14 protein-coding genes are annotated in these 17,770 nt (G+C 75.0%); 4 read left to right on the top strand and 10 right to left on the bottom strand.

The window, feature by feature from the left end:
• From ACZ466_RS04230 to grpE, 5 genes are all read right to left on the bottom strand, one after another.
• Window positions 1-2,355 (bottom strand): GAP1-N2 domain-containing protein, encoded by a 2,355-nt coding sequence (locus ACZ466_RS04230; RefSeq protein WP_464042858.1) that lies wholly within the window; start codon window positions 2,353-2,355, stop codon window positions 1-3.
• Window positions 2,356-2,362: 7 nt separating this feature from the next.
• On the bottom strand, window positions 2,363-3,670 hold the full coding sequence (locus tag ACZ466_RS04225; protein WP_378291510.1) for a hypothetical protein: 1,308 nt from the start codon (window positions 3,668-3,670) through the stop codon (window positions 2,363-2,365).
• A 7-nt stretch (window positions 3,671-3,677) separates the two neighbouring features.
• On the bottom strand, window positions 3,678-6,332 hold the full coding sequence (locus ACZ466_RS04220; RefSeq protein ID WP_378291512.1) for a hypothetical protein: 2,655 nt from the start codon (window positions 6,330-6,332) through the stop codon (window positions 3,678-3,680).
• A gap of 164 nt (window positions 6,333-6,496) precedes the next feature.
• A complete protein-coding gene (locus tag ACZ466_RS04215) occupies window positions 6,497-8,080 on the bottom strand; it encodes an Hsp70 family protein (protein WP_378291514.1) in 1,584 nt (527 codons plus the stop codon).
• 118 nt (window positions 8,081-8,198) lie between these two features.
• A complete protein-coding gene (grpE, locus tag ACZ466_RS04210; protein ID WP_378291516.1) occupies window positions 8,199-8,960 on the bottom strand; it encodes a nucleotide exchange factor GrpE in 762 nt (253 codons plus the stop codon).
• 204 nt (window positions 8,961-9,164) lie between these two features.
• Between grpE and ACZ466_RS04205 the strand changes: the two genes are divergently transcribed.
• The 3 genes from ACZ466_RS04205 to ACZ466_RS04195 all read left to right on the top strand — a co-directional run bounded on the left by ACZ466_RS04205 (window position 9,165) and on the right by ACZ466_RS04195 (window position 11,023).
• Window positions 9,165-9,821 (top strand): ACT domain-containing protein, encoded by a 657-nt coding sequence (locus ACZ466_RS04205; RefSeq protein WP_378291518.1) that lies wholly within the window; start codon window positions 9,165-9,167, stop codon window positions 9,819-9,821.
• A 102-nt stretch (window positions 9,822-9,923) separates the two neighbouring features.
• Complete coding sequence (locus tag ACZ466_RS04200) at window positions 9,924-10,580, top strand: class II aldolase/adducin family protein (protein ID WP_378291520.1); 657 nt, start codon at window positions 9,924-9,926, stop codon at window positions 10,578-10,580.
• Window positions 10,581-10,603: 23 nt separating this feature from the next.
• Window positions 10,604-11,023, top strand: a complete 420-nt coding sequence (locus ACZ466_RS04195) for a TIGR03668 family PPOX class F420-dependent oxidoreductase (RefSeq protein WP_378291522.1) — start codon at window positions 10,604-10,606, stop codon at window positions 11,021-11,023.
• Here the strand turns inward: ACZ466_RS04195 and ACZ466_RS04190 are convergent.
• The 5 genes from ACZ466_RS04190 to sbnA all read right to left on the bottom strand — a co-directional run bounded on the left by ACZ466_RS04190 (window position 11,020) and on the right by sbnA (window position 15,519).
• Window positions 11,020-12,033 (bottom strand): ADP-ribosylglycohydrolase family protein, encoded by a 1,014-nt coding sequence (locus ACZ466_RS04190; RefSeq protein ID WP_378291524.1) that lies wholly within the window; start codon window positions 12,031-12,033, stop codon window positions 11,020-11,022. The genes ACZ466_RS04195 and ACZ466_RS04190 overlap by 4 nt on opposite strands.
• Before the next feature lie 14 nt (window positions 12,034-12,047).
• A complete protein-coding gene (locus ACZ466_RS04185) occupies window positions 12,048-13,148 on the bottom strand; it encodes an acyl-CoA dehydrogenase family protein (protein WP_378291526.1) in 1,101 nt (366 codons plus the stop codon).
• Window positions 13,149-13,232: 84 nt separating this feature from the next.
• Window positions 13,233-13,466: a hypothetical protein gene (locus tag ACZ466_RS04180; RefSeq protein WP_378291528.1), complete on the bottom strand. Its 234-nt coding sequence runs from the start codon at window positions 13,464-13,466 to the stop codon at window positions 13,233-13,235.
• Complete coding sequence (locus ACZ466_RS04175) at window positions 13,433-14,524, bottom strand: 2,3-diaminopropionate biosynthesis protein SbnB (protein ID WP_464042854.1); 1,092 nt, start codon at window positions 14,522-14,524, stop codon at window positions 13,433-13,435. The genes ACZ466_RS04180 and ACZ466_RS04175 overlap by 34 nt, the downstream gene beginning before the upstream one ends.
• The gene (sbnA, locus tag ACZ466_RS04170) at window positions 14,521-15,519 is read right to left on the bottom strand and encodes a 2,3-diaminopropionate biosynthesis protein SbnA (RefSeq protein WP_378291532.1); all 999 of its coding nucleotides are present in this window, start codon (window positions 15,517-15,519) and stop codon (window positions 14,521-14,523) included. The genes ACZ466_RS04175 and sbnA overlap by 4 nt, the downstream gene beginning before the upstream one ends.
• A 280-nt stretch (window positions 15,520-15,799) precedes the next feature.
• Here sbnA and ACZ466_RS04165 point away from each other — a divergent pair, with 280 nt between their 5' ends.
• Entirely contained in the window at window positions 15,800-17,323 is a 1,524-nt protein-coding gene (locus tag ACZ466_RS04165; RefSeq protein ID WP_464042852.1) for an amino acid adenylation domain-containing protein, read from the top strand.
• The last annotated feature ends 447 nt before the right edge of the window (window positions 17,324-17,770 follow it).

Raw genomic sequence — 17,770 nt, 5'->3', positions numbered from 1 at the left:
TCACTCACCCCGTCCCCGCGCCTCGGCGACCAGGTCCTTGAGGGCGGCGCGCAGCTCCCGGTCGCCCGCGAAGTGCGCGTCCAGCTGCCGCGCCGACAGCCAGCGCGCGGCCGCCGCCCGCGCCCAGGTCTCCAGCGCGGGTTCGGCGACGCCGCGACGCCGCAGCAGCAGCACCACCTCGATCAGCTCGTTGCGCCGCGCGATCTCCGCGCCGCGCACCGGGGAGCGGCCGGACCGGGCGCGGCCGGGCAGCGCCGCCGTCCACAGGCCGGCCAGCCGGGACCGCTCCGGGCCGGCCAGCCCGGCCAGGAGCGCCGCCCGGAACCGCGGGCCGCGGCGGGTGAGCCGGTGCGCGGCGGCGGCCAGCAGCTCCTCGGCGAGCCGCGGCGGCGCGCCCGAGGAGGCGAGGGCGTCCAGCGCGGCGGCGGCGTGCTCGGGGCGCTCGGCGGTGACGGCGTCGGTGTACGCCTGGATCGCGGTGGCGGCGCGGGCCGCCTCGCCGTCACCGGGCAGCGTCGCGCGCACGCGGGCGGCCAGCCGCAGCGTCGCGGGCGCCGACAGCTCCCCCTCGCCCTCCGGCGCCGTGCCGTTACCGGTGTCCGCGCCGGCGCCGTAAGCGAGGCGGGCGAACGTGCGGGCCGGGAGCGCGGCGAGAGCGCCGTAGGCCGCGAACGCCTCCTCATGGGCCTCCAGCAGCGCAAGGCAGCCGTCCGCGGTCGGCGGCGCCTTCCAGACCCGGTCGAGCGCGCGGTCGACGTTCCCGGCCGTCTCAGGCCGCGCCGCCGCCAGCCGCAGCAGCTCACCGGTCACCGCGGCGCGGAGCGCGGGACGCCGCCCGCCGACCGACACCAGCACCGGCAGCGCCACCTCCGGGACGGCCGGCAACCGGCCGAGGTCCTCGTACAGCAGATCGCAGGCGGCCCCGGTCAGCACCGCGCGCCGCGCCTCCCGATCGGCCGCGGCCAGCCCGGCCAGGACGCCGTCCAGCAGCGCCTCGCGCAGCCCGGCCGGGGCGCGGCCCAGCGCGGCGGGCAGGTCGGCGGCACCGGCGCGGGCGCACCGCTCCGCCGCCGCCCGCGCCTCGCCCGGATCGACCGCCACGCCCGCATCGGACGCCGCCGCCGCGATCCGCGCGACCTCGCCCAGGTCGGGCGCCTCCACCAGCGCCGCCGTGACCGCGGGCCCCGGCCCGGCGTCCGCGGGCGGACCGGCCCCGCCGGTCGTGGACGTCCCCTCCGGCCGCGCGGGACCGGCGCCGCGGGCCCGCCCGTGGACGGCGAGCGCGAGATCGAGCCCCATCGCCGGCGCGCCCTGCGCCAGCTCCCGCCACACCCAGCCCGGGACGTTCCCGCCGCTGCGGGTGAGCAGGTCCGCGACCGCAGCCTCCTCCTCCGGCGTCACCGTCCGGTCGCCCCGGCACAGCGACAGCAGCGCCGCCGCCCGGTCGAGCACCTCGGGCGCGGCGCGCGCCCCCGGCGGCGCCAGCTCGCCCAGCTCGCCGAGCGCGTCCAGGCCCGCGAAGTCGAAGTCGCGCCAGCACGCCGCGACCGTACGGGCGAAGCGGCTCACCGGCGGCCCGCCCTGGAGCCCGCGGCCGCCGACGTGGAAGGCGTGCTCGGTGTGCCGCTGCGCCGACGCCCACACGTCCGGCGTGGTGCCGACGAGCCGCTGCGCCGCGCCGTCGGGATCGGCGCTGTAGGTCACGAACGACATCCGCGCCGCCGCCGCCACCGGCAGCGAGTACGACACCACCGCGATCCACCGGGCGATCGGCTCCACGTCCTCGGCGACCAGCACGACCCGGCCGTGGCCCCGCGCCAGCACCCCGGCCACCGCGTCCATCAGCCGGGCCAGCAGCGCGTACGCGTCACCGGGCCCGCCCTGCTCGGCCAGCCAGCGGGCGAGCGACTCGGGATCGGAGTCCGGGCCGGGGGACAGCTCGTCGAGCTCGGGCAGCACGGCGCCCGCCGCGCCGCCGCCGTCCAGCGGCCGGTCCGTCCACAGCGGCGCGTGCCACAGCTCGGCGGGACGCAGCCCCTCCAGCTCCTCCTCCTCGGCCACGACCGCGTGCGCGAAGAAGTTGCCGTACCGCCCGCTGTAGTCGCGGCCCAGGTACCGGCAGCGCAGCAGCAGCGGCCGCCCCGCCACCCGGTCGTACAGCAGCGCCACCGGGAACCGGTCGACCTCGGCGTCGTCGGGCGACAGCGGCGCACCCGGCGGCGGCCGGTACGACAGGTACGGCGTCACCCCGGCCCGGGTCCCCTCCGGCAGCCCCGGCGTCTCGGCGACGAACTGGAAACCGGCGCGGCCCGTCGGACCCCGCCGCGCCGAGGTGTAGTGGAGCTGCCAGGCCATGCCGCCCTCACCGTCCCCGCGCGCCGGACGGCCCGCCGCCCGCGCCGGGACGGACCCCGTCCAGCATCCCGAACCGGTGCAGCAGCCACAGCAGCGGATCCTCCGCCCGGTACGGCCGCACGCCGCCCGCGCCCACCCGGCCGTCCTCGGGCACGCCGCCCAGCGCCGAGATGCCGAACAGCGCGTGCTCGTCGTACTGCTGGCCGAGGTAGGTGTCCAGCTGCCCGGCCTGCCACTCGTGCAGCAGCGACCGCACCTGCGCGTCCACCGCCTCCCGGTCGTCGAGGTCCAGGACGCCCGCGCCGTCCCGCGAGCGGTGCAGCGCCGACTGCCGGGTCAGCCCCGGCCGCAACACGTCGATCTTGGTCAGCGCCACCGCGACCGGCACCGGCAGCCGCTCGCCCGGACGGGCCCCGTGCCGCTGCCGCAGCGCCTCGGTGACCCGGGCGATGATGTTGATCGGCTCGCTGTCGGGGTCGTCGCCCGGCGCCGGCGGGTGCGGCGCCGCGTCCACCAGCGCCGACCGGGCACCGGGCAGCTCCAGCGGATCGACCAGGAAGATGATCGCGTCCGCCGCCTCCAGGTAGCGCAGGTGCAGATCGCGCACCTCGCGGCTGCGCAGATCCTCGCCCGCGGTGTCGAACAGCACCAGCGCCAGCGAGTCGGTGCGCGGCCGCCCGGCCGCGAGCCGGCCCGGCGCCAGCCGGGGCCCCGAGCGCGCGCGGCGGGTCCGGGTCAGCAGGTAGACCAGCGGCTCGCGCGGACCGGTCGCCGCGCTGGCCGTGGTCGGCAGCAGCCGCCGCTCCTCCAGCAGCGGCCGGGCGAAGTCGCGCTTGTACCGCTCGATCGTCCGGTCGTCGCAGGCCACCAGCGAGGCGTCCAGCTCCGTCCCGATCCGGTTCATCAGCTCGTGCAGCAGCACCGCGATGTAGGTGCTCTTGCCCGCGTTCTTGGCGCCGACCAGCGCCACGATCCGCCCCGGCGAGTCCACGTACGCGGGCGGCAGCGGGTTGTGGCACTCCGGGCAGACCCGGTTCCCGGTGGCCTGCCCGCAGTCGGGGCAGTCCGCCCGTCCCGCGGCGGCGCCCCGCCGGCCCGGCGCCGCGAACACCGGCGGCAGCGACGCCCCCGCCGTCGACCCCAGATACTCGGCCAGCGGCTCGTCCAGCACCGGCTCGCACCCCTGGCGGCGGCCCGCCCGCCCCCGGCACCGGTACGGGATCCGCTGCGGCGCCACCACCGCGAAGCAATACGGGCAGGTCAGCCCCTGCCGGGCACGCGCGCCGGGGAGCGGCACCCGAGACGCCAACGACACGGCAGCCTCACCTCGAGACCTGGAGACGGCGAACCGGCGGGTCGCGCAGTTCGATGACATCATCCTCGGCGAAGCACCGCAGCCAACAGTCCCCGGCCGCACCGTCCCTCGGCAGCGCCACCGACAGCTCGCCCGGCACCGGCACCCCCTCCCACTCGGCGACCACCTCGCCGTCCGACGCCCGGTTCGGCATCACCGGCCCGTCCCGCCGCACCAGCAGCAGCCGCCGGATCCGCAGCGGACGCGCGCACGCCAGCCTGATCGTCAGAGAGCGCCGCCGCCGCGACCCGCCGCGCTCCAGGTCGTAGTGGACCAGGACGCGCGGATCCACCCGCGCCGTGACCGGCGGCCCCGTCACCAGCGCGCCGCCGACCGTCCCGGCCGCCGCCACCGACACCTCCACCGGCAGCTCCTCGGGCACCTCCACCCGGATCCCGCTCCGGGTCCCGTACGCGGCGCGGCTGACGACCTCCCGCCCCGCCGCCCCGGCGGCACCGCCCGGCCCGCCCCGCCACACCAGCTCCACCTCGGCCACCTCGGCCGGCCAGTCGAACCCCACGTGCACGTACCGGCCGCGGCGCTCGGTGACCAGGCGGCGCGGCGGCGGCAGATGCACGTGCCGGTGGTACGCGCCGACCGCCGCCCTGCCCTCGGCCACCGTCACCGCCAGCAGCCAGCCCGACCCGCCCGGCCGCACCGTCAGACCCCCGGTCGCCGGGACGCCCGCCAGCCGCCGGCTCGCCGCCCGCACGTCCTCCACCGGCACCAGCGCGCTGCGCGGCCACGGCGGCGACCGGTCCAGCATCACCAGCTCCGGCTCCCCGTGCCGGGGCCGCTCGAACCGCACCCGCAGCAGCCCCGGATCGGACGGCTCCGGCTCGGCGGACAGCTCGTACACCGGCTCCGGCGGCGCGCTCGGCGTCACCGTCACCCGCACCCCGGGCGTGACCACCTCCCGGTCGTCGCCGTCGAGATAGACGGCCGAGACGCGGTAGCGGTGCGCGGCCCCGTTGGGGACCCGCTCCTCGAAACCCTCACGGCCCGCGGGCACTGGCCGCCCCTCCCGGGCCACCACCACCCGCACCGCCTCCGCCGGGCACCGCCACCGGCCCGTCACCACCCCGTCGCCCGGGACGATCTCCACCTCGCCCGGCTCCGGCCGCACCACCACCGGCCCTGCGACCGCCGGCGCCGCCGCCGCCTCGCCCCGCACCGCGACCACCCCGTAGTACAGCGGGACGTTCACCGGCGGCCGGTCATCGCGCCCGCCCTCCACCGGCTCGCCGTCCCCGGCGCCCCGCGGCGGACGATCCCGGCACCGCACCACCCGGTAGGCCACCTCGCCCGCCGTGGACGGCGACGGCTCCCACGACAACCGCACCACCGCGCCCGCGGCGCCCGTCCCGTCGATGTCGGCGCGCAGCCCCGGCACCGGCTTCGGCGGCAGCCGCCGCTGGTGCTCCCGCGCCCCCGGCAGATCGCGCACCAGCCGCAACGCGTCCGCCAGCAGCAGCCACGCCCGGTCCGGATCGTCCGCCGCCACCGCGTGCTCGCGCAACCGCACCGCGGTGTCCACCCGGTGCCGCGCCTCCGCCGCCAGCACCTGCGCCTCCTCCGGCTCACCGCCCGCCCGCGGCGCCCCGGCCGGCGGCACCGGCACCCGCGCCGCCTCCGCCAGCTCCGCCGCCGCGTACACCTCGCCCGCGTCCAGCAGCGCCCGCAACCGCCCCGACAGCCCCCCGTCGCCCCCCGGACCCGTCTCCCGCAGCACCGCGAACACCAGCCGGTGCGCGTCGTCGCGGTCGACGCCCAGATCCTCCAGCGCGTGCCGCAGCAGCGCCCGCTCCGACGCCCGCTGCCGCAACCGCTCCCGCAACCGGTCGACCACGTCGTACCGCACCAGCTCGGCCAGATCCGCGCCCGACCGCAGCGCCGCCAGCACCGTGTCCGCGTGCGTGGTGCTGGTGTCGCGGCTGCGCCGCGCCCACTCCGCCGCCGTCGCCGCCACCGCCTCCGCGTCCAGCCGCAGCGGCCGCCCGCCCGGACCCGGCGCCGCGAACCCCTGCAGCACCCGCATCGGACCCCGCAGCCGCCCCCCGAACACGAAGTCCGCCAGATGCCGCCGGCCCAGCACGTCCAGCGACTCCCGCACCTTCCGGTACGCCGCGTACGGGGCCGCCGCCGGCAGCCGGTCCGGCTCCCGCACCTCGATCCGGTCGGCCGCCGCCAGCGACTCCAGCTCCGCCCGCGCCACCCCGGAGGTCCGCGCGATCCCCTCCACCTCCGCCGGGGCCACCGTCCGCAGCATCCCCGCCGCGTCCGCCAGCCGCGCCCGCGCCTGCGCCCGCCGCTCCCGGGTCCGCTCCCGGCCGCCCGCCAGCCGCTCGGCCAGCGGCCGCAGATCACCCCGCTCCGCCGCCGCGAACAGCGGCGCCAGCTCCCGGTGCTCGGCCTCTAGCCGGTCGATCAGCTTCCGGTACTTCAGCTGCCCCCGCGCCCGCCGCCAGCACTGCCGCACCTCCTTGACGCGCGCCGCCACCGCCGGCGCCGTCAGCGGATCGGGCAGCGCGTACCGCACCCGCAGATCCTCCGGCGGCTGATCCCCCGCCGCCCGCGCGGGCTCCAGCACCTCCCGCTGGTAAACGGCATCGTCCATGCTCATGGCCTCGCCTCCGCTCGGCGGCTCGCGGCCGTTCTTTCGCGGCGGCTTCCCTCGTCGCTCCGGTCGCTCGTCCCTCGCTCCCTGCGCTCCTCGGTCCAGCCGCCGCGCGGCCGCTCGCGGCTCATGGCCTCGCCTCCGCTCGGCGGCTCATGGGGCGGGGGAGATCAGGTGACCTGGACCTTGGAGAGGGCGCGGCGGGACTTCTCGACCTCCTCCTCCGACATGCCGCCCACGTCGACCTTCAACTCCAGCCGCTCCCCGGTCTCCTTCTCCACGGCGGTGACGTTGAGCAGGCCCGAGGAGTCGAGCTCGAAGGTCACCCCGATCGGCCAGCCCGCCTGCTTGCCCGGCGGGACCCGGATGTCGCCGGTCGCGATCTCGGTGTTGTCGATCAGCTCCGCCGACTCCACGCTGCCCGCCTGCTCCATCACCCGGATGTCGGCCGAGGTCTGGTCGTCGTAGACGGTGAAGAAGTCCTCGGTACGGGCCGCGGGCAGCTCGTCGTTGGCGTGCACCAGATGCGCGACGTGCTCGGCGCCCGACTCGCGGTCGACCACCACGATCCCGAACGCGTGCGAGGCCACCGTCCGGATCTGCCGGGCCGCGATCTGCCGCTGCTGGTCGGCCGACAGCCCCGCGCGCCCCGCCATCTCCTCGGCCCGGTCCTGGTCGCCGGCCGCCAGCAGCCGCCGGTAGGTCTCCTCGAACGCGTACAGCGCCGCGCCCTTGGCCACCGCCAGGTCCGGATCCTGCAGCCGCGGCTTCAGCCCCAGCTCGGTCTCCAGCCGCGCCATCACCACCGGCATCTTCGTCGACCCGCCCACCAGCACCAGGTCGTCGTAGTCCTCCACGCCCTTGTCGGCGGCCGTGGCCAGCGTCCGGCCGGTGATCTCGATGGTGCGGTCGAGGAGGTCGCGGGTCAGCTCCTCCAGCCGCTCCCGGGTCACCTCGACCGCCGACACCCGGCCGTCGTGCATCACCCGGACCGTGTGCGCCGTACGGGTGGTGAGGGCCTTCTTGGCGTCCTCGGCGTCGCGGCGCAGCTGCTGCTCGGTCTGCTTGTCGTCCAGCGGGTCGCTCGCGTCCTGGTGCTCGGAGCGGAACCGCTCCGCCAGGTACTCCACCAGCCGGGCGTCCCAGTCGGCGCCGCCCAGCTCGTGGTCGCCGTCGGTGCACACCACCTCGATGTGCCCGCCGCGCAGCGAGATCACGGTGGTGTCGAACGTGCCGCCGCCCAGGTCGTACACCAGGATGGTGCGGTCGCCCTCGGGGTTCAGCACCCCGTAGGTGATCGCGGCGGCGATCGGCTCGGACACGATGTCGATCACGTTCAGCCCGGCGATCCGGCCCGCCTTGCGGGTGGCGTCGCGCTCGGCCGCGCCGAAGTAGGCCGGCACCGTCACCACCACGTCCCGGGCCTCCTCCCCGTCGGTGGTGCGCGCGTCGGTCGCCAGCTTCAGCAGGATGAACGCCGACAGCTCCTCGGGCGTGTAGTCGAACCCGCCGATCCGCCGCGTCACGTCCCGGCCCATGTCCCGCTTGATCAGGCTCACCACCTGGTCGGGCGCCAGCACGGCGGTGTCCTTGGCGGTGGCGCCGACGACCACGTTGTCGCCGCTCTCGAAATAGACCACCGACGGAGTGGTGTCGGTGCCCTCCAGGTTGCGCAGGACCGTGGGCCGCCCCACTTCGTCGATGGAGGCGATGCACGAGTACGTGGTTCCCAGGTCGATCCCGTAGACGGCCATCAGAGTCGCGCGTCGCCCCGGCGCTCGGCCGCGGCGGTGCTCGCGCTCGCTCCCTTCCAGATGTCGGTGGCGGCGGGGAGTCACCTCCCGATCGCCTGATCTTGGGCTCAGCGGGGTCTCAGGCGCACGGCCCGGGTCTCATGGTCTCGCCTCGGCCGTTCTCGCGCAGGCCACTTGACCCGGACGAGAGGAACGGCCCGCCGGCGCCGTCCGCCTCGGCGGCCGTGCCCACGGTCACCTCGGCCTTGCGCACGACGCGCCCGTCGCGTTCGAAGCCGTCCGACCGGACCGCGAGCACGGTGCCCGCGGCGGCCGGGTCGGCGACCTGCTCGGCCGCCACGGGACGGTGCCGCACCGGGTCGTAGGGCGCGCCGGGCTCCACGGTGAACCGGTCGGCCCCGGTGCGGGCCAGGGCGTCGGCCACCTCGTCGGCCACCGCCGTGAACAGCGCGGCGGCGTGCGCGGGGCCGGGGGGCTCGGGCGCGGCCCAGCGGGCGGCCTCGCGCCGGGCCATGTCGTGCAGCCGGTAGAGGGCCGCCCGGACCGGCTCGAAGGCCGACTGCAGCTCGCCGCGGCGCAGGACCTGGTTCTCCTCGTGCAGCCGGTCGATGATCGCCTCGCGGTGCGCGGCGCGCTCGTGCTCGCGCTCCAGCCGCTCCGACAGCGCGGCGATCGCCTCGATGATCTCGTCGCGGACGGGGTCGGGCCCGTCGGGATCGGGGTCCGGCTCGGGGGGCGCGGGAGGCGGCGCCGGCTTGGCGGCGGCCTCGGCGACGGTAGAGGGCGCGGCGGCGCCCTCGTCCTCGGCCGGTGCAGGGGGCGGTGCCGCTGCGGAGGGGACGGACCCCTCACTGACTAGGCGATCCCGGGCGCTCGACACGTGCAGTTACCCTAATGGGCCGCACCTGACGAGGGTAGACCCTCGACCTTTCCGTTCCGGTCACACTTCCGGCCCCCTCCGGCCCGTTTCCGGTCCGTCCGATCCGGATCCGTCCGGGTTTCTTAACGCCGACATGCCGGGGTAACACGAAGGAAACGACGGTGCCGCATCGTGGAACGCACCGTTGGACGACAGGAGGTGCCCATGTTGCTGCGGATTCGTGTGAGGCTGCCGGACCGGCCCGGCTCCCTCGGCAAGGTCGCGCGCATTCTGGGCGCGGCCGGAGCGGACGTGGCCCAGATGGCGGTGCTGGAGCGCGACAACGGCCGCGCCCTGGACGACTTCACGGTCGCCTGGCCGGCCGGCGCGGGGATCGACCGGCTCTGCGACGGGCTGGCCTCCATCCCCGGCGTCGACATCGTGGGAATCTGGCCGACCGCCGAGCCGCAGGGCGCGTTCCCCGACGCCGCCCTGATCGGGCAGCTCGCGGCCGTGCCGGAACGCGGCGCGGTCACGCTGGCCGACGCCGTCCCCGCCCTGCTCAGCGCCGACTGGGCGGGACTGGCCGAGATCGCCCCGGAGGGCGCCGCGCTCGTGCACGCCAGCCTGGGCGGGCTGGCCGGAATGGAGCTTCCGCCGCTGGAGCCGGTACGGGCGCGCGCGTTCACCGCGCAGGACGGCACGCAGTTCGCCCTCTGCCCGATCGCCACCGCCTCCGGTGCGACACAGGTCCTGGTGGTCGCCCGCACGGGCGCCCCGCCGTTCCACCGCACCGAGGTCTTCCGGCTGGCCCAGCTCGTGAGCGCCGCCGAGGCGGTCCTGGGCGTCCGGCGCCCGGAAGATCTGGTACGTAGCTCGTAACGAGGATGAAACCGGCTAGACGCCGCGAGCGTCTACTTTGTTGGACATGCCCCTCGATGCGGCGGCGCGGTCGCGTCGAGGGGCATGTCGTATTTTCGGTCCATGTTGATGCGGGATGCGCGGATCGCGTTGTGTTCGGTCGGGCGGCGGATGGCCGAGAGCGGGCTGGTGAGCGGGGCCAGCGGGAACATCAGCGTCCGGGCCGGTGATCTGGTGGCGGTGACGCCGGGCGGGATGATGCTGGACCGGATGGAGCCGGAGGACTGCCCGGTCCTTGATCTGGACGGCAAGCTGATCGAGGGGGAGCGGGACCCGTCGTCGGAGACGCCGATGCATCTGGCGATCTACGAGGTGTCCGGTGCCGCCGCGATCGTGCACACGCATTCCACGTACGGGGCCGTGGTGGCGACCACCATGGAGGAACTGCCGCCGATCCACTACAACTCGCTGGCGCTGGGCGGGGTGGTGAAGGTGGCCGAGTACGCCACGTACGGGACGGCGGAGCTGGCCGCCAACGTGCGGGCCGCGCTGGAGGGCGGCAGGTGGGGGCGGATGCACGCGGCCCTCATGGCCAACCATGGCGGGGTCACGCTGGGGCGGGATCTGGAGGAGGCGTACGAGAACGCCCGGCTCCTGGAGTGGTTGTGCGGTGTCTACGTGCGGGCGCGGATGATCGGTGAGCCTCGGGTGCTGACGGAGGAGGAGCTGCAGCGGGTCGTGGAGCGCGGGCTGGTTCCGCCCGACCACTCGCCCGAGTAGCGCTGGCGTGGCAGGCTGCTGGGGTGGCCCGGCTCACTCCCGATGACGCGTTGCGCCGGTTGGCGGACGTTCCCGTGGTACGGCTCGCGACCGCCGGCGAGGACGGCCGTCCTCACCTGGTCGTGGTCACGTTCGCCGTGGCCAGGGGCATGATCTACACGGCCGTCGACCACAAGCCCAAGAGCACCCGCGACCTCAGGCGCCTCGCCAACATCCGCGCCAACCCCCGGGTGTCACTGCTGGCCGACCACTACGAGGACGACTGGGAGCGGCTGTGGTGGGTGCGGGTGGACGGTCACGCCCGCGTCCTGGACGATCCCGCCCAGATGGCGGAACCGGTCGCGCTGCTGGCGGAGCGCTACGAGCAGTACCGGGGGCGCCCCCCGGAGGGCCCGGTCATCGCGATCGTGATCGATCACTGGACCGGCTGGTCGGCCTCCTAGTCCCAGGCGCGGCCGATTCTGGCGAGGGTGTCGGCGTACTCGATGCGGGTCGCCCATGCGGCGGGCCAGGCGTCCATGCCGAGGCGGGCTCCGGCGAAGGCGCCGGCCAGGCAGGCGATCGAGTCGGAGTCGCCGGAGCTGGCGGCGCCGCGGGAGATGGCCGAGACGGGGTCGTCGGGGAAGAGCAGGAAGCACAGGAGGCCGGTGCCGAAGGCCTCTTCGGCGATCCAGCCGCCGCCGGTGGCCTCGCACGGGTCGGCGTCGCGGTCGGGGCGGGCCAGTGCGGCGTCCAGGCGGTCGAGGACGCCGAGGCATTCGTCCCAGCCGTAGGAGATGAAGTCCTCGGGGGTCTTGACGCCCCAGCGGGACCACAGGTCGGACAGCCAGCGCTCGTGGTAGGTGAGCCGCTGGGCGTTGGCGCGGTCGCGGAGCGCGGCGGGCAGGTCGGCGGGGGCCATGCCTTCGCGCAGCCACCACACGGTGAAGGCGGTCAGTTCGCTGGCGGCGAGTCCGGTGGGGTGGCCGTGCGTCAGGGCGGCCTGGAGTTGCGCGGCGCCGGCGCGGGTCTCGTCGGTGAGGCCGCGCGGCAGGCCGAGGGGGGTGGCGCGCATGTTGGCGCCGCATCCCTTGGAGTTGTGCTGGGTGGCGTCCAGCCAGTGGCGGCCGTCCTGGAGGCCGCGGCAGGCGCGGATGGAGGTGCCGCCGGGGGCGCGGGTGTTGTCGGGGCTGATCAGCCAGTCGATGAACCGGCGCCGCCACATCGGCGTGATCAGGTCGGGGGTGAACGGGGGGTTCTCCAGGGCGTCCAGCAGTCCGAGCGCGACCGCGATGCCCATCTGGGTGTCGTCGGTGACGAGGGCGGGGGTGCCGGTCAGCTCGCGGGGGCCCGCGGCGCCGTACCGGTCCCGGATGCGGCGCATGTCGAGGAATTCGGTGGGGGCGCCCAGGGCGTCGCCGTACGCCAGCCCGAACATGCTGCCGCTCGCCAGTCTCGCAAGTGAGGTCCGCATCGGACCATTGTCGATCAGATGCCGACCAGTCCGGCCAGCCGTCCGCGGTGCAGCGCCGGGGGCCCGAGGAGCTCCTGGGACGACTTGGCGCGCTTGAAGTAGAGGTGGGCGTCGTGCTCCCAGGTGAAGCCGATGCCGCCGTGAAGCTGGATGGTCTCGGCCGCGACGTGGAAGTAGGCGTCGGAGCAGTACGCCTTGGCCAGCGCGGCGGCGGCGGGCAGCTCGGTGGGGCGCTCGTCGGCGGCCTCGGCGGCGTTCAGCACCGTCGACCGCGCCGACTCGACCTGGACGAACATGTCGGCGCACCGGTGCTTGACCGCCTGGAAGCCGCCGATGGGACGGCCGAACTGATGCCGCACCTTGGCGTATTCCACGGTCATCTCGAGGGTGCGTTCGGCGCCGCCGAGCTGCTCGGCCGCCAGGGCGACCGCCGCGATGTCCAGGGCCCGGCTCAGGACGGGCCCGGCGTCGGTGGTGAGGAGGCGGGCGGGCGTTGCGGTGAAGGAGAGGCGGGCCAGGCGGCGGGTCTGGTCGAGTGTGGTCAGCGGGGTCCGGGCCAGCGTGGTGCCGTCCACGGCGAAGAGCGCGAGCCGGTCTCCGGCGCGGGCGGCGACCAGGACGAGGCCGGCGATGTGGCCGTCGAGGACGTAGGACTTGGCGCCGTCCAGAATCCAGCCCTGGGGCGTGTGCCGGGCCTCCATGGTCACGGCGGCGGGGTCCCAGTCTTCGCTCTCCATCCAGGCGAGGGCGGCCAGCGTGGTGCCGTCGGCGATTCCGGGGAGCAGGTCGCGCTTGGCGTCCTCGTCGTCGCAGGCCAGCAGGGTCGCGGCGGCGAGCACGGCGCTGGAGAGGTACGGCGCGCACACCAGCGCGCGGCCCATCTCCTCCATCACCACCGCGATCTCGCGGACGCCGAAGCCCGCGCCGCCGTACTCCTCGGGGATCGCCAGCGACTGGAGGCCGAGCTGCCCCGCCATCAGCTCCCAGACGGCGGGGTCGTACCCCGCGGGGGTCTCCATCAGCCGCCGCACCTCGGCCGACGGCGACCGGTCGGCGAAGAACCGCCGCAGGGCCGCCCGCAGCTCCTCCTGCTCCGGCGTGACCTGCAGCTCCATGCGCCCACCTTAAATCAAACAGATGTTAGTTAGATTATTGTGCCCCAGCAGGGTGCCGGGCGGCCAGCCCGGCACCCCGCGCGGTCAGGGGGCCCAGTCGTGGGAGCCCAGGACGAACCCATCGGAGGTGGACCGGACGTGGTTGGCGGAGACCAGGTGGCTCAGGGCCGCCCAGATCTCCTCCTCCGGGCGCTCGATCAGCTCGGTGAGCGTGCCGATGTCGGCGGCCCCGCCCTCCTTGTCGATCTCCGCGACCGTCTCGTACACCACCAGCTCGAAGTCGCTCATCTCCTGGACGTCGCCGCGTTTCTCATCCATAAGGGCGGCATGCCCGCTCTGGCGGAGATCAGCCGTAGCGTTTGAGCTCGTGGAAGAACCCCGGCACCGTCCGCAGGCCGCCCGAGGACTCCACCCGGTCGTAGACGTAGCGGGCCACCGCCAGGTCGAGGACGCCCAGGCCGAACGGCGAGAACACCACGGTCCGGTCCGCGGGCGGCGCGGCCGCGCCGGTCAGGACGTCGTGGAGGGTGCCGTCGACGAAGTCGCGGTTCCCCGTCCGCTGCTCGGCCAGGTGGGGGGGAGGTGCCGGCCTTCAGGCAGTGGTCGACGTCGTCGACGATGTTGTACGAGGAGAGGATGATCTCCGGCGCCAGGTCGCGCAGCGAGATGTGCAGCACCAGCGGGTGGTGGGAGAACCAGTCCGGGTCGGCGACGTGCGGCTCGCCCGCCACCGTGGCGAAGACGACCAGGTCGCTGGAGCGGATCAGGTCCTCGGGCTTGTCGTGGATCGTGACCGGGGCGGTCTCGGTCCGCTCCAGGTAGCCCTTGAAGCCCGCCGCGTGGCCGGGGTCCAGGTCGTGCACGCCGAGCGCGGAGAAGGAGAAGCCGTTCGCGGCCAGGTAGGTGTGCAGGTAGCGGGCGATCAGCCCGACGCCGAAGAACCCGGCGCGCAGCTCGCGGCGTCCGGTGAGCACGGTCGCGGCGAGCGCGGCGGACGCGGCCGTCCGCGCCGCGCTGATGATGGACGACTCCAGGCACGCGAACGGGTAGCCGGTCTCGGCGTCGTTCAGGATCAGCACCGCGGACGCGCGCGGCAGCCCGTCGGCCACGTTCTCCGGGAAGCTGGAGATCCACTTGATGCCGTGCACGCCCACCGGGCCGCCGACCGAGGCCGGCAGCGCGATGATCCGCGAGGACGGCCGGTCGGGGAAGCGCAGGAAGTAGGAGTCGGGGTTGACGGTGGCGCCCTCGCCGTGCAGCCGGTAGGCGGCCTCCACCATGCGGGTGACCTGCACCTCGCGGCCCCCGATCGCCTCGTGCACCTGCTCACCGGAGATGACGGCGAAGGAGGGCGGCCGCGTCGTCGGCTCGGTCATCGGATCTCTATCTCCTGGACGTCGGTGCCCGGCAGGTTCAGCTCGGGCACGATCGGGGCGAAGTTGGCGCGCAGCCAGCTCTCCTCGTAGATCGAGTCGAGGTAGCGCTCGCCGAGATCGGGGGCGACGGCCACGGTCACCGGGTGCTCGCCGGGGTACTTCTCCTCCAGCCAGCGGACCGCGCCCGACACCACGGTGCCGGTGGACCCGCCGAACAGGAAGCCCCGCGCCGACAGCCGGTGCACGGTGCGGATCGTGTCGGTCTCCGGCACGTGCACCACGTCGTCGATGTAGGACTCGTCCACCAGCTCCGGGCGGGTGCTGGTGCCCAGGCCCGGCACCATGCGGCGCTCGGGGATGCCGCCGAAGGTGACCGAGCCGACCGCGTCCACGGCCACGATGGTCACCGGGCGGTCGCGCTCGCGGAAGTAGCGGGCGCAGCCCATCAGCGTGCCGGTGGTGCCGGCGCCGACGAACAGCACCTCCAGGCCGGGGAAGCGGCGGTCGATCGCCGGGGCCGTGCCGTGGTAGTGCGCCTTCCAGTTGGCGTCGTTGGCGTACTGGTTGAGCCACACGTACCGGTCGTCGGAGGCGCACAGGTCGCGGACGTAGCGGATCCGGCTCTCCAGGAACCCGCCCGCGGCGTCCGGGGTCGACACCACCCTGACCTCGGCGCCCAGCGCCCGCATCAGCCGCATCGACGCCGGGTTGCAGCGCGGGTCGGTGACGCACAGGAAGCGGTGACCCTGTGCGGCGGCGATGACGCTCAGCGCGATGCCGAGATTGCCCGAGGACGACTCGACGATGGTGGAGCCGGGGGGCAGCAGCCCGTCCCGGCGGGCCGCGGCGACCATCTCCGCGGCCGCCTTGAGCTTGACCGAGCCGGCGAAATTGAAGCCCTCGCACTTGAGGTAGATCGGATGTCCGAGGACCTGCCGCAGGTCCACGTAGAGGTCATCGACGTTGAATTCGTGCGGCGCGGTGATGATGGGCACGCTGCCACCCTCGGGATGAATGACAATTTTTTGGGGCCGTGGAGTTTTCTCGCCATTCCCCGCTTCCCCCGATGATTCTCCGCAGGGTTCTGACCGAACCGTGGCGGAGCCTCACCGTACCTTCGGGGATCTGTACCCGCAACCCCGCATAACTGCCCGGGAGCGTTGAATACGGGGAATCCGGTGCCCTTCCCGAGGGGCCGGACATAAGCTATGCCGACCCGCTCGGGCGGCCCCGTTTTCTCGATGACGGTGGAGAAGTTCGATCTTACGGAGAGTAATGATGGACGCTCGCGAACCCGTGTCCACCCGGCTCCTTGACCACGCGGACCTGCCCGAGGTGGAGATCGGCGCGGCGCAGGCGCGGCGGGCGGCGGAGCTGGCCGCCCGGCTCGGCATGACCCGCGACCAGGCCGCTGGCCTGGACGATCCCGTGATCGCGGTGGTCGAGCGGATCGCCGCCGGGCGCGACCGTCCCGCCGTCGCCGACGCCGCCCGCACCCTCACCTACGGCGGGCTGGCCGCCGAGGCGCGCCGCCTGGCCGCGCTGCTGGAGCGGGCCGGGGCCGGGCCCGGGGTGGTCGTCGGCGTGGGCGGCGGCCGGTGCGCGACCGTGGTGGCGGCGTTCCTGGCGATCGAGCTGGTCGGCGCGCTGTACGTGCCCGCCGACGCGACCTGGCCGGCGGCCCGGGTCCGGGACGTGCTCGCGCAGGCGGGCGCGCCGTTCCTGCTGGTCGTGGACGAGGGCGAGCCCGCGCCCGCGCTGCTGGAGGGCGCCGCCGCGGCGGGCTGCGCGGTCGTCCGGGCGGGGGAGGCGGCGGCGTGCGAGCCGTGGCGGGGCCCGGCCCGGCTGGAGTCGCCGGACCAGCCCCGGTACGTACTGTTCACCTCGGGTTCCACCGGCCGTCCCAAGGGCGCCGTCGTCGAGCACCGGGGGATGCTCAACCACCTCCGCGCAAAGATCATCGACCTGGGGCTGACCGGCGCGGACGTGGTGGCGCAGACCGCCCCGCTGGGCTTCGACATCTCGGTCTGGCAGATGCTGTGCCCGCTGCTGGTGGGCGGCCGGGTGGACGTGGTCGGCGACGAGGTCGGGCACGACCCGGTGGCCCTCGCGCGCGCCGTGGCGGAGCAGGGCATCACGGTCGTCGAGCTCGTCCCGACCATGGTCAGGCACCTGCTGGACGACCTGGCCGGCGGCTCCGCGCTGGACGGGCTGCGCTGGATGATCGCCACCGGGGAGGAACTGCCCGCCGAGCTGGCCCGCCGCTGGCTGGAGGCGATGCCGGGCGCCGGGCTGCTGAACGCCTACGGCCCCACCGAGTGCTCCGACGACGTCACCCACCACACCGTCACCGCCCCCGACCTGGACCTGCTCCGCCTTCCCATCGGGACGCCCATCGCCGGCGCGCGGCTGTACGTGCTGCGCCGCCTCGAAGACGGCGGGGACGACGGCGGCTGGGCCGCCTGCGACGTCGGCGAGACGGGCGAGCTGTTCGTCGGCGGCGCCTGCGTCGGGCGCGGCTACCTGGGCGATCCCGAGCGCACCCGCGACGCCTTCTACAAGGACCCCTTCGACGGCGCCGCGGCCGGGCGCCTCTACCGGACCGGCGACGCGGTGCGGCTGCTGCCGCCCGGCGCGGGCGGCGCGGACCGGCCCGTCCTGCAGTACCTGGGACGCGTCGACCGGCAGGTGAAGATCTTCGGGGTGCGGATGGAGCTCGGCGAGATCGAGGCCGTGCTGCAGCGCCACCCGTCGGTGGGGGCCGCGGCGGTCGTCGTCCACGAGTACCCGGCCCTCTGACGCGGGGGAATGACACCGCGCGAGGACCCGATCGCTCACTACGCGTAATCAGGATGGCCGAAAAGGGCCGCCGATCCTTGTCACTTCCCGCGCGACGGGTGGGTCCGGCGGTGCCGGGGCGCGCCGATCCTTTGTCACAGACGTGAGCGATTCCCGGGGCCAAGTTCTACATGTGGGGGGATTGCGGGCCGCGCGAGGCCGCTGGTTGACTGTCCCTCCGCTACTCCTGAGTAGAGACATGGTCGAGAACGGCTCTCGCCGGCGGTGGAAAGTGGTGGCCCCGGGCACCGGCGGGGTCCGTACGGGCATGCGCGGCAACACTCGCGCATGCCCTTCGCCGACCCGGGGGGAAGGCTCGGGAAAGGGGATGGGGACGGCTCGACGTATTGTGCTCGCTCTGCATTTTCCGCTTCGGTTCCGCCGTGCGTTCCGCGCCGCTTCCGGCAG

The organism is Actinomadura rugatobispora, assembly GCF_055379765.1.
This window is presented reverse-complemented; position numbering and strand designations above follow the sequence as displayed.

Bases quoted from the DNA above. Each gene is read 5' to 3' on its own strand.
- ACZ466_RS04230 (WP_464042858.1), bottom strand. From the start codon at position 2,355: ATGGCCTGGCAGCTCCACTACACCTCGGCGCGGCGGGGTCCGACGGGC.
- ACZ466_RS04220 (WP_378291512.1), bottom strand. From the start codon at position 6,332: ATGAGCATGGACGATGCCGTTTACCAGCGGGAGGTGCTGGAGCCCGCG.
- ACZ466_RS04215 (WP_378291514.1), bottom strand. From the start codon at position 8,080: ATGGCCGTCTACGGGATCGACCTGGGAACCACGTACTCGTGCATCGCC.
- ACZ466_RS04205 (WP_378291518.1), top strand. From the start codon at position 9,165: ATGTTGCTGCGGATTCGTGTGAGGCTGCCGGACCGGCCCGGCTCCCTC.
- ACZ466_RS04200 (WP_378291520.1), top strand. From the start codon at position 9,924: ATGTTGATGCGGGATGCGCGGATCGCGTTGTGTTCGGTCGGGCGGCGG.
- ACZ466_RS04190 (WP_378291524.1), bottom strand. From the start codon at position 12,033: ATGCGGACCTCACTTGCGAGACTGGCGAGCGGCAGCATGTTCGGGCTG.
- ACZ466_RS04185 (WP_378291526.1), bottom strand. From the start codon at position 13,148: ATGGAGCTGCAGGTCACGCCGGAGCAGGAGGAGCTGCGGGCGGCCCTG.
- ACZ466_RS04180 (WP_378291528.1), bottom strand. From the start codon at position 13,466: ATGGATGAGAAACGCGGCGACGTCCAGGAGATGAGCGACTTCGAGCTG.
- ACZ466_RS04175 (WP_464042854.1), bottom strand. From the start codon at position 14,524: ATGACCGAGCCGACGACGCGGCCGCCCTCCTTCGCCGTCATCTCCGGT.
- ACZ466_RS04165 (WP_464042852.1), top strand. From the start codon at position 15,800: ATGATGGACGCTCGCGAACCCGTGTCCACCCGGCTCCTTGACCACGCG.